This window comes from Nitrospira sp. BLG_1, from assembly GCF_047338595.1.
Lineage (GTDB): Bacteria > Nitrospirota > Nitrospiria > Nitrospirales > Nitrospiraceae > Nitrospira_D.
Window position 1 is genome coordinate 238179 of record NZ_JBLFBO010000004.1, and the last position, 11290, is coordinate 249468.

9 protein-coding genes are annotated in these 11290 nt (G+C 56.3%); all 9 read left to right on the top strand.

The features are described from left to right. Positions 1 to 38 precede the first annotated feature (38 nt). The 9 genes from ACMTNU_RS06540 (at position 39) to waaF (ACMTNU_RS06580) (ending at position 11105) form a co-directional block, all read left to right on the top strand. Complete coding sequence (locus ACMTNU_RS06540; RefSeq protein ID WP_413934422.1) at positions 39 to 974, top strand: Gfo/Idh/MocA family protein; 936 nt, start codon at positions 39 to 41, stop codon at positions 972 to 974. Between the two features lie 103 nt (positions 975 to 1077). After that, a complete protein-coding gene (lpxB, locus tag ACMTNU_RS06545; RefSeq protein WP_413934423.1) occupies positions 1078 to 2208 on the top strand; it encodes a lipid-A-disaccharide synthase in 1131 nt (376 codons plus the stop codon). Continuing rightward, the gene (msbA, locus tag ACMTNU_RS06550; RefSeq protein ID WP_413934424.1) at positions 2196 to 3944 is read left to right on the top strand and encodes a lipid A export permease/ATP-binding protein MsbA; all 1749 of its coding nucleotides are present in this window, start codon (positions 2196 to 2198) and stop codon (positions 3942 to 3944) included. The genes lpxB and msbA overlap by 13 nt, the downstream gene beginning before the upstream one ends. A 4-nt stretch (positions 3945 to 3948) precedes the next feature. Further along, positions 3949 to 4581, top strand: a complete 633-nt coding sequence (locus tag ACMTNU_RS06555; protein WP_413934425.1) for a lysophospholipid acyltransferase family protein — start codon at positions 3949 to 3951, stop codon at positions 4579 to 4581. Positions 4582 to 4694: 113 nt separating this feature from the next. After that, complete coding sequence (locus ACMTNU_RS06560; RefSeq protein WP_413934426.1) at positions 4695 to 6032, top strand: 3-deoxy-D-manno-octulosonic acid transferase; 1338 nt, start codon at positions 4695 to 4697, stop codon at positions 6030 to 6032. A gap of 1 nt (position 6033) precedes the next feature. Continuing rightward, entirely contained in the window at positions 6034 to 7122 is a 1089-nt protein-coding gene (lpxK, locus tag ACMTNU_RS06565; protein WP_413934427.1) for a tetraacyldisaccharide 4'-kinase, read from the top strand. Then, positions 7115 to 8821: a lipopolysaccharide heptosyltransferase II gene (gene waaF, locus ACMTNU_RS06570; protein ID WP_413934428.1), complete on the top strand. Its 1707-nt coding sequence runs from the start codon at positions 7115 to 7117 to the stop codon at positions 8819 to 8821. The genes lpxK and waaF (ACMTNU_RS06570) overlap by 8 nt, the downstream gene beginning before the upstream one ends. A 128-nt stretch (positions 8822 to 8949) precedes the next feature. Further along, complete coding sequence (locus ACMTNU_RS06575; protein ID WP_413934429.1) at positions 8950 to 9942, top strand: class I SAM-dependent methyltransferase; 993 nt, start codon at positions 8950 to 8952, stop codon at positions 9940 to 9942. 89 nt (positions 9943 to 10031) lie between these two features. Further along, positions 10032 to 11105 carry a lipopolysaccharide heptosyltransferase II gene (gene waaF / locus ACMTNU_RS06580; RefSeq protein WP_413934430.1) on the top strand — a complete coding sequence of 358 codons (1074 nt, stop codon included), beginning with the start codon at positions 10032 to 10034 and terminating at the stop codon, positions 11103 to 11105. Positions 11106 to 11290: the final 185 nt, after the last annotated feature.

Below are 11290 nucleotides of genomic sequence, written 5' to 3' on the forward strand. Positions count from 1 at the left end.
ATCGCTCAAGAGATTCACCCATTCAGTCCAAGAGGTGTATGGCCAAACTTCGTGCGGGTGTGATTGGAGTCGGACATCTCGGGCGACATCATGCGCGTCTTTATGCCTCATCACCGGATACGACGCTGGTTGGTGTCATGGATCAAGATGGCGCACGAGCTTCCGCCATCGCTGAGAAGTTCGGAGCACAGGCATTCCGTGGTCTGGCGGAGTTTTTGAAACAGGTTGAGGTCGTCAGTATTGCCGTGCCTACCTCCGGCCATTATGTTGTTGCACGGGCCTGCCTCGAAGCAAAAAAGCATGTTCTTGTAGAAAAGCCGATCACGGTGTCGCCGAATGAGGCGCAGGACCTCGTCGGATTGGCCGGCCGTCACGGATGCACGTTGCAAGTGGGGCATAGTGAGCGGTTCAATCCCATCATGCCGCTCATGCGACCTCACATTCACACTCCGATGTTGTTCGAATGTCAGCGATTGGGTACATATAGTGAGCGGGGTACCGACGTCGACGTCGTGCTTGATCTCATGATTCATGACATTGATCTCCTGCTTTCCTGCAGCCCTGGCCCTGTCGAGGCGGTTTTGGCTACCGGTGGGGCTCTGCTTTCTCCAACCAATGATGTCGCCAATGCGCGCATCCAGTTTAAGGAAGGCTGTGTCGCACAGCTGACCGCCAGTCGGATCTCCCCCAAGGCTATGCGTCAATGGCGAGTATTCCAACCCGATGGGTGTGTCACAATTGATTTTCAGTCTCGGCAAGGAGTAGTCGGGCGCCGATCGGTTGCGTCTGGTGGGAAACCGACCATGGCGGCGGAAGAGATTCAAGCCGGCGATGCAGAGCCGCTCAAATTACAACTGGAGTCGTTTCTCCATGCTGTTCGTGTGCGTTCTCGTCCCGTCGTGTCTGGCGCAGATGGAGCGGCGGCAGTGGAGCTAGCGCATCGCGTGCTCGCTGCGATGAAGATGACTGGGTAACAGAAGCGGCTCGAGCATCTTTAGCCGAACGAGTAGAGTCAGAGACTGTCCGCTGGATTCAACAAGACACCTGGATCGTATCGACCATGCTTGATAGACCATCATGGCACGCATTCTGATTGTCACGGGCGAAGCCTCAGGCGATCTCCATGGGGCGAATCTTGCCAAGGCCCTCAGAGCCAAAGATCCCCAGGTCTTGCTCGCTGGGATCGGCGGGGCAGCGATGGAGGCGGCCGGCGTACGGTTAATCTCCAAGATGGGGCAGTTCGACGTGATGGGCATGGTCGGACCCCTGGCATTATTGGCCATCTTTCGACGGTTTTTTTTCATGCGGCGGTTGTTCAGGTCGGAACCATGGGATGCGGTCATCTTTGTGGATAACCCCGGGCTCAATCTACGGTACGCCTATTTCGCCAAGGGCGCTGGGTTGCGCGTATTTTATTATATTGCGCCGCAGATCTGGGCCTGGGGACCATGGCGAGTTTACTGGGCCAAAAGACGGGTTGATCACATGCTGGTCATTCTCCCTTTTGAGAAACCGCTTTGGGACAAGGCGGGGGTGCCCTGTACGTTTGTCGGCCATCCCATCTTGGATGCGGTCGCAGGCCTCCACGACCGAAGTGAGCTCCGCAGTAAATTGGGCCTGTCCGTTGACGAGCAGGTCGTGGCTCTGTTGCCGGGGAGCCGGTCGCATGAAGTGCAAGTGCTGTTGCCAATCCTGCTATCCGCCGCAGAGAAATTGGCACAACATAAGCCGGGAACGAAGTTTCTCCTGGCACAAGCCTCCACAATCCAGGATAATCTGTTGCAGGCGTTTCTCGAAGGGAACCGAGTGCCGATCACCGTGATGAAAGAGCAGACCAGTGAAGTGCTGGCGGTCTCGGATTTTGCATTGGTCAAGTCCGGTACGGCAATATTACAAGCAGCCGTGGTAGGGACGCCCATGGTGCTGCTGTATCAAATCAGTGCACTGGAATGGTGGATCGCGAGCTTCTTCAAACGAGTCAAATGGATTGGGCTCGTGAATTTGGTCGCAGGTCGATCCGTCGTACCGGAGTTGGTGCAGCATGAGGCCACCGGTCAGCGGCTGTACGAAGAGGCGTTGCGGATCTTGGAAGATCCAATAGCCTATGCTGACATGAAGCGGAGCTTGGCAGAAGTGCGAGACACATTAGGTGCACCCGGAGCGTCAGCCAGAGCAGCGGAGAAGGTGTTGGCGGTATGTCGAGCCTAGAGCGGTTTAAACGGCTGATGCAGTATGTCCGCCCGTATCGGGTGAGATTTGCGGGCGGGTTTGTCTGTTCCGGCCTCGTGGCACTCTCCACCGGGGTGTATGCATGGCTGGCTCGCCCGGTCCTTGACGGCATCTTTATTGAAAAAAATGAACGATTGCTGTTGGTATTGCCCCTAGCGCTGTTAGGGGTTGCGGCCGTGAAGGCGGTATTCAGTTATGGGGTGAACTATCTCATGGCCTATGTCGGCAATCAGGTGGTAGCCGATATTCGCCAAGAGTTGTTTCAGCGGCTCATGCGGTTGCCGGTGGGGTTTCATGATTCGAATACTTCCGGTCGCTTGGTCTCCCGAGTCGTCAATGATGTGGGATTGATGGCGAACGCGGCATCAAATGTCGTCAAAGACATCTTTCAAAACGGGCTCACGTTTCTCGCCATGGTGGGTGTCATTCTCTATCAGGATTGGAGACTGGCCGGCATTTCCCTCATCGTGCTTCCGCTGGCTGGCCTGACGATGGTGCGCGTGGGCAAGCGGTTGAAGAAACTCGCCGTCAGTGGACAAGAGCAAATGGGTGACATGTCGTCGACGCTGCAAGAAATCTTTGCAGGTATCCGAGTCGTGAAGGCCTTTGGCCGTGAGGATGCGGAAGGGGAGCGATTCCGAGCACGAAACCGGGCCTATCTCTCTACGACGTTAAAAACGAATCAAGTGTGGGCGATCGGCCATTCCCACATGGAAATCATCGGCGTGATCAGCGTCGCCACACTGATCTGGTATGGCGGGTATCTCGTGATCAGCGGAACGATGACTCCCGGTGCGTTCTTTTCGTTCATGGCGGCTATGATATTAGCCTATACGCCGATTCGAAAGTTATCCGGATCCAATAATTTGATCCAGCAGGCGCTGGCGGCAGCGGAACGCGTGTTTGATGTGTTGGACATGAACACGGAGCAGGCTCACGATCATGGCACCGCCCCATTGATGGGTATTAAGCAAGCCATTGAGTTTCAGGGCGTGTCATTACGCTATGAGAACCACACGGTCTCTGCCCTCACCGATATTGATCTGGTCATCAAGCCGGGTGAAGTGATTGCACTTGTGGGAAGCAGTGGCAGTGGGAAGACCTCGTTGGTGAGTTTGCTGCCTCGCTTTTATGAGCCCACCGCTGGGCGTGTCCTCATCGATGGCCTTCCGTTGGCCTCATATGAGCTGCACTCGCTGCGCGCACACATTGGTATCGTCTCGCAAGAGGTCGTCTTATTCGATGATACCATCCAACGGAATATTGCGTTCGGGCGGGCTGGTGCGAGCCAGGCCGATGTGGAGCAGGCTGCCAAACTGGCCTATGCCCAGGATTTCATTCTTCGTCTCCCGGAGGGCTATCAATCCATCATTGGAGAGCGTGGGCTCAAGTTATCCGGAGGCGAGCGCCAACGTCTGGCTATTGCGCGGGCCATTCTTCGGGACCCGCCGCTGTTGATTTTGGATGAGGCCACCTCCGCATTGGATACGGAGTCCGAACGGATCGTGCAGTTGGCGCTTGCGAATTTGATGAAGAATCGGACGACCTTGGTGATTGCGCATCGACTTTCCACGATTCAAAATGCCGATCGCATTGTGGTGTTGGAACGAGGCGCCATTGTTGAGATAGGGACGCATGAGGAACTACTCAGGCAAGGTGGGACGTATCACCGGCTTCATGCCTTACAGTTTCAGTCCGAAGAAGTGACGCACTGACTCGATGAAACATTCACCCCTCGTCAAATGGTTGAAGCTTTCTGTGCTGCCTCCAGTAGGGGCGGCCCTTATTCGAGGAGTGGCTCGTACGATACGGTGCGAAACTCGCGGCCACGAAGCGGTCGATGCGTTGTATCGTGAAGGACGCCACGCGATTTTAGCGTTCTGGCATGCGCAGCAGCTGATGATGCTGCACGGGTATCGTGGTGCTGGTACCCAGATGTTGATCAGTCGGCATGGCGACGGTGAGATTATTGCACGGATCATTGCGCGATTTGGGCATCAGACTGTGCGTGGGTCCAGTACGAGGGGCGGGGCGACCGCCTTGCGGGCGTTGATTAAGTTGGGACGGTCGGGTTGGGATCTTGGCGTAACGCCGGATGGTCCAAAGGGGCCGCGCCAGGTAGCCAAGCTTGGGGTGGTGCAGTTGGCCAAGGCAACCGGGCTTCCCATCGTGCCCATGGTGTTTGCCTGCTCAAAAAAAAACTCTTTGCGAGCTGGGATCGCTACATGGTCCCGTATCCGTTCTGCAGGGGCCTCTTCCTCTTTGGCACCCCGCTCTGGGTCTCCCGTGAAGCCGATGATGGGATGCTTGAAGCCATCCGCCTGGAGCTCGAGACGGTGCTCAATCGTTTGACCGATCAGGCAGAAGAAGAAGTGAAACGTGAAAAGTGAGACGTGAAGCGTAGGAGGCTCGGATAACTTTGCGGCACGTTTCACCTTTTACCTCTTACGTCAAACTTCGTTCCCATGTGGAAGCTGCTCTATAACATTGGCCTGCTGATCGCCGCCCCCGTGGTCATTGGGGTGCTGTGGGCCAAGCCTCGTTGCCGCCCGGGTTTTTCCCAAAGAATGGGGTGGCGCCTTCCTGCAGCTGAAAACGGCCAGACAGCTAGACCAGTCATATGGGTGCATGCGGTGTCGCTGGGGGAAGTGGTGGCAGTGACGCCTTTGGTGAAGGCCTTGCATCAGCGGCATCCCGAATTCCGGTATCTCGTCTCGACCGTGACTGAAACCGGCCGTGAGGCGGTCGAGCAGCGGCTCGGCGGCATGACCGAACATTGCTATGCTCCGCTTGATTTCCCATGGGCGGTGGCTCGGATGGTCGGCCGTGTGAAGCCAGCTCTCTATCTCTTCGTTGAAACGGAACTGTGGCCCAATCTCTTGTGGACCTTGCGTGAGCATGGGGTGCCGTCGGTGCTCGTGAATGGAAGGTTATCGTCTCGATCATTTGGCAGGCAAAACATTCTTGGCATTCGTTCCTTCTGGCGTTCGGTGCTCGCCACGTTAGCACTCTGCCTGATGCAATCTGATCGGGATCGACAGCGGATTGTCACGTTAGGGGCGGAACCAGAACGTGTGCAAGTGACCGGCAATATCAAGTTTGATCAGCCGTTGCCTTCTGTTCAGCCTGACGAGTCGCAGCGCCGGAGCCTTGGGCTCAACGAGCACGAGCAGTTGATTCTCGCCGGCAGCACTCATGCCGGAGAAGAAGAACTCTTGGTCTCAGCCTATGAAATAATCGCGAAGTCATTTCCTTCGATGGTGCTCATGCTCGCTCCTCGCCATATCGAGCGAGCCGATCAAGTTGAGAGAATGCTTCAAGCGGCTGGATTTGTGGTGCAGCGTAAGAGCCGCCTCCAAGAAACACTCACCGGCCCGCGCGTCATCATCTTGGATACGCGAGGAGAATTGTCCCGTGCGTATCGGGAAGCCGTTGTGGCGTATGTGGGTGGGACGCTGGTTCCCGTCGGAGGGCACAATTTGCTCGAACCCGCCGTGTGGGGGACCCCGGTGATGTTTGGACCCTATACAGACCATTGTGCCGAGATTGCGACACTCTTGTCAGAGTCTGGAGGAGGTCGTCGGGTGATGGGCGTGGAGGACCTTGTCGTCTCGATTGATGAATGGATACGTCAGCCTGACAGACGGAATCGAGATGGGCAGGTGGCGAGACAGGTGGTGTGTGACAACCAAGGCGCCCTCATGCGTAGTGTGGAACAAATAGAACGCTGTCTCCGTCCTGCCCCCTTGCGCCCCACCCACTCTGTGAAAAAAGAGGCAGGGCCTCTGGTGGCCAAACCCTGATATGTCATTTCTGTCACCAGGACAACCGGTCCGTGCAGGGCTGTACTGGGCGGCTGGCTTGTACGGTCTCATCGCCCACATTCGGCGATGGTGTTATCGGCACGGGTGGTTGCTCACCACACGGTTGCCTTGTCTGGTCATTAGCGTGGGAAACCTGACGGTCGGAGGAACAGGAAAGACTCCGTTCGTTATTTTTCTCGCTCAACGATTAATGGCGAAGGGACGGCGAGTCGCGATCCTGAGCCGAGGCTATAAGCGGACGAGTCACGCACCGCATGTTCTGGTATCGGACGGAGTGCGTCTCTTGTCAGACTCATCGGAGTCGGGGGACGAACCGTTCTTAATGGCTCAGCGCTGTCCCCACACCGTCGTGGCAGTGGGTGCAAACCGTGTGGCACTCGGTCGCTGGGTCTTAGAGCGACATCCAGTCGATTGTATGATTTTGGATGACGGGTTTCAGCATCTCGCGCTTCATCGAGACGTGGATTTAGTACTGCTGGATGCCACTGATGCGGTCGGACTCGACGCACTGCTTCCGGCGGGAAGATTGAGAGAGCCGTTGCATGGGTTGGATCGGGCGAGCGCGGTTGTGATCACGCGAGCCGATTTTCGCCACGACGTTGATGCCGTTCGGAGCCGATTACGCAGGATACCGTGTCTCACCGACGATGCCATTGAAGTGGTGTTTCGGCCGGAATCTTTCATCGCGATCAGTTCGGGAGCGTCACAGTCAATTGAATGGGGGGAGGGGAAAAAGGCTTGGTTGGTGAGCGGAATCGGCAATAGTCTCTCCTTTCGACGATCGGCTGAATCTGTCGGAATCGAGATCGTGGGTGAAACCATGTTTGAAGATCATCATCGCTACAGTCTTCGTGAGATTGAGGCGGTTCGCACCAAGGTACAGGGGAGCGGGAGTGACATCGTCTTGACGACTGAAAAGGATGGCGGGAAACTGGCGTCCCTGCTCAGCGTCAATGATGCGTGGTGGATGCTTCGTCTTGAAACCGACGTGGTTCGAGGAGAAGATCGGTTGTCCCGCTTGATAGATGGGGCGCTATCGCGAAGCAGCCCATCGGAGTGTCATGTTTAAGGAGCAGCCTCGAAACATCTTGCTGCGGGCGCCGAATTGGATCGGCGATGCCGTGATGTGCGAGCCTGCCCTTCGAGGTCTCAGGTCGCTTTTTCCGGAAGCGGGCATCACGATGTTGGCCAAATCAACGGTTGCCGAGCTGTTCCGTTCCGCTCCAGAACTGAATCGGGTACTGGTTTATGAGGATAGGGGGGGGCATGCCGGGCTTTCTGGGAAATGGGCGCTCGCTGGCTTGTTGCGACGGCATGGCTTCGATCTCGCGGTACTGTTTCAGAACGCCTTTGAGGCTGCGTTTATTGCGTGGCTTGCCGGCATTCCGCAGCGGTATGGGTATGCAACTGATGGACGTGTGTTCTTCCTGACCACGCCTGTTGCTGTGCCTGAACGTAGCCAGTCCGTTCATCAAGTTGAGTACTACTGGAATTTGTTGAAGCCATTGGGTTTGTCCGGCAGCGTTCCCCTCCCGACACTCTCGGTAACCTCAGAAGAGAGTCAGGCCATGGATACGAGGCTCGCGGCTCTGGGAAGTGGTTCATCGGACATCGTGATCGGTATTAATCCTGGGTCGACCTATGGCAGCGCGAAGCGATGGTTGCCTGAGCGGTTTGCTGAAGTCGCGCGCAGGCTTGCAGAGCAGGTAGAGCGTGATGAGGGCAGAGCGGTAGTCGTGGCTATTCTTGGGGCGAAGGGCGAAGAGTCCTTGGGGGAGGACATCGCCTCTCGAATCAATAGACCATCGGTGGTGTTATCCGGCGCAACAACAATTCGTGAATTGATGGCAGCGGTGAAGCGATGTCGCATCCTCATCACGAATGATACAGGGCCGATGCATGTGGCGGCTGCGTGCGGAGTGCCGGTCGTTGCCGTGTTCGGTCCGACAGATTCGCGTACGACGGCTCCCTATGGTCAGGAGCAGTCGGTTGTTCGAGAGGTGATTGAGTGCGCTCCCTGCCTGCTTCGGGAATGCCCCATTGATCACCGGTGCATGACTCGCATCTCAACCGATCGAGTGTACGAGGTGGCGGTGCAACAAGTGAGCGGGTTACGTGTTAAGGGTGAGGGGCAAGAGGAGAAAAACTCACCTGCGCCTCACGCCTTACGCCTCACACCTGACAGGGTTTTGGAAGGCTACACCATCTTTCTGGACCGCGATGGTACCCTCAATCCGGACCCTGGGTACATCAAGTCTCCCGATCAGTTTGAATTGTTTCCTGGGGTGGCGGAGGCGCTCGCACGATTGAAACTGGCCGGTGCCCGATTGATCCTGATAACAAATCAATCGGGGATCGCGCGGGGACTCCTCTCTCGCCACAATCTTGAGGCCATCCACAAGAAGCTCAGGCATTTGCTTGGTCAAACCGGCGCGACGTTGGACGGGATCTATTTCTGCCCCCATCATCCGGATGACGGGTGTGGGTGTCGAAAGCCGAACCGTGGGATGATTGACCAGGCGATCCAAGAGCTGGGGGTGGATCTGGAGCGGTCGTATGTGATCGGCGATCACCCGCGTGATATCGAGTTGGCCAAACGGGTGGGAGCACGAAGTGTTCTAGTGACCACCGGGGTAACCCGGTGGCAAGAGTTGGAAGCTTTGACGGACACTCATCTGATTCCGGACAGAGTTGAAGCCTCCCTGCCCGGGGCTGTGGACTGGCTGTTGTCCGACGTGAACCGGGGAGCCTTATCACGGCATGAATAGTACGGGGCAGGGTGAACGTTTCATCCGCCGAACGTACGGCACGCCGGCCGAGGCTGGGCTTGTGTTGGCTACACAGCGAGAGTAAGTTGTCTAAGGCTACGATGCCCATGACTCGGAGGAAAATGGCGATGCAGGGTACGAAGGATTGTTCCATCCCTTGTAATCTCTGTGGCGGGATCGAGGTTTCGATTCTTTCAACCAGAAGTCGAAGCGGGAACCCGTTACGGACTGTCATCTGCCGAGCCTGTGGGCTCGTATGGTCGGATCCGCGTCCACATGACGCCAGGCAGTTTTATGAGGAACAGTATCGTCTCGCGTATAAACATACCTACAGCCCGAAACCCAAGCATGTTGTGCGTGCGGGCAAGGTCGCGCTGTCACGGTTGGGGAAGATCGAGCAGCTGTTGCCGAGTCGGAAAACGGTGCTCGATGTCGGCACCGGGGGCGGAGAGTTTGCCTATTTGCTCCAATCGTTGGGTCATGTTGTCAACGGGATAGAGCCGAATCGAGGGTATGCCGACCATTCGATCCAGCAATATGGGCTGACGGTTCAAGTCGGATTCGTGCAGGACGCGACGTTTGCTCCGGCCTCCTTCGATATCGTGACGATTTGGCATGTCCTTGAACACACGGAAGACCCGGGTTTCATTCTGGCACGCCTCCGCTCTTGGTTAAAGCCGGACGGGGTGCTCGTTGTAGAGGTCCCGAATGTGGAAGCGACCTGTCAGGCCCCTCACAGTACATTCCACGAAGCTCACCTCTACAATTTCAATGTTGTGTCATTGCGCCGGTTGGCCAAAAAGCAGGGGTTGCATGAAACCTCTCATCTGATCTCCCAGGATGGTGGGAATATCACGATGTTTTTCACCCCAAAGGAGCCTCTGCTTGCCGATCCATTCTCCGCCGTGATTCCAGGAAATTGCGAGTGGATCTCAAGAATCGTGCGCCAACATAGTGCTTTGCGGCATCACCTCAGCCCAGCTCCGTATGTGCGCGTATGGCAACGTCTCTGCCGATCCCTCGAAGAGCGACGCGAAACGTCAGCTCTGGGCAGCGGTAAGGCGATACTTGATGGTCTCTATGCTCCCCATGTGCGGACCCATGTCCTTACGTGCGTATAAAGAGAGAGAGGCTAGGCACGGATGAGGGACCTGCATCGTGATTCAGTATTCCCATGCTACGCCAGCGGCGTAGGCAGAAAGGTTATTTGGTGTCACCTATTACATCTTTCGGTTCCTCTTCTTTCGTCCTCAGGGATACTGCCCGTCTTCTTCTGATCAAGCCGAGTTCTCTGGGGGATATCGTCCATACGTTTCCGGTGGTGGCAGCGATCAAGGAGCAGTGGCCCGGGGTGCACCTGACATGGGTGGTGAAGCGCCAGTGGGCTGAGCTCGTTGAGCGAGCGGAGGGAGTTGATCGTGTCTGGCCGGTCGACATGACGGTCAGCAATTGGGTGCGGGAGGGTGTGGCGCTTAGAGCTCAACGGTTTGACCTTGCGCTTGATTTGCAAGGGTTGTTTCGAAGCGGTATCTTGGCTTGGCTGAGTGGTGCGCCGACACGACTTGGTTTTGCGAACGCACGGGAGGGAAGTCCTTGGTTCTATACCAACCGTGTTCCGGTCACACATCTGAATGTTCACGCAGTCGATCGATATCTTTCCCTATTGGGTGCCTTGGGGGTGAAACCCCCTGAGAGACCGCAGTTTCGGTTCAAGCTCCTGGAAGAGGATAGCGCCGCTGTTCGAACGATCTGCCACCGTCAAGGTTTTGCAGTCGATCGACCATGGATTGCGATGAATATTGGGGCGCGGTGGCCGACAAAACGATGGCCGCTGACGGCGTTTGCTGCGGTCCTGGATCAACTGCATGCTTCGCAGCTTGGGCCGGTTGCAGTCATAGGAAGTTCGGACGAGCGTCGTTCCACGAATCAGCTCAGGACTCTGACTTCAAGTCCGTTTGTCGATTTGTGTGGGGAGCTTCCGTTGAAATATCTCCCGGTACTGCTTTCATCCGCATCCACCATGGTGACAAACGACTCAGGCCCGATGCATATCGCGTCGGCACTGGGGGTTCCTGTCGTTGCGTTGTTTGGACCGACCAGTGCGATTCGGACCGGACCCTATGGCGATGGCCATCAGATCCTGAGTGGGCCGGTTCCATGTAGCCCCTGTTTCAGCCGTGTCTGCCGACATACTCCAGAATTGGAATGTCTTCACGTAATTACGCCGGCTCACGTGGTTGATGCCATTCGTTTGCGGTTGACGGCTCACGCCCCATGTCAATGAACGTCTTGATCGCTTGTCCTAAAGAGTATCGGCGATGTGCTCCGTTCAGCCGGGTCTGTCGATACGTTCACGAATTGGAAGGTCTTCACCTCGATAGGCTGACCCCCGTGGGTGATATTATTCGGCCAAAGTTGACGGCTCACGCCCCATGTCAATGAACGTCTTGATCGCTTGTCCTAAAGAGT

Bases quoted from the DNA above. Each gene is read 5' to 3' on its own strand.
- ACMTNU_RS06540 (WP_413934422.1), top strand. From the start codon at position 39: ATGGCCAAACTTCGTGCGGGTGTGATTGGAGTCGGACATCTCGGGCGA.
- lpxB (WP_413934423.1), top strand. From the start codon at position 1,078: ATGGCACGCATTCTGATTGTCACGGGCGAAGCCTCAGGCGATCTCCAT.
- msbA (WP_413934424.1), top strand. From the start codon at position 2,196: ATGTCGAGCCTAGAGCGGTTTAAACGGCTGATGCAGTATGTCCGCCCG.
- ACMTNU_RS06555 (WP_413934425.1), top strand. From the start codon at position 3,949: ATGAAACATTCACCCCTCGTCAAATGGTTGAAGCTTTCTGTGCTGCCT.
- ACMTNU_RS06560 (WP_413934426.1), top strand. From the start codon at position 4,695: ATGTGGAAGCTGCTCTATAACATTGGCCTGCTGATCGCCGCCCCCGTG.
- lpxK (WP_413934427.1), top strand. From the start codon at position 6,034: ATGTCATTTCTGTCACCAGGACAACCGGTCCGTGCAGGGCTGTACTGG.
- waaF (WP_413934428.1), top strand. From the start codon at position 7,115: ATGTTTAAGGAGCAGCCTCGAAACATCTTGCTGCGGGCGCCGAATTGG.
- ACMTNU_RS06575 (WP_413934429.1), top strand. From the start codon at position 8,950: ATGCAGGGTACGAAGGATTGTTCCATCCCTTGTAATCTCTGTGGCGGG.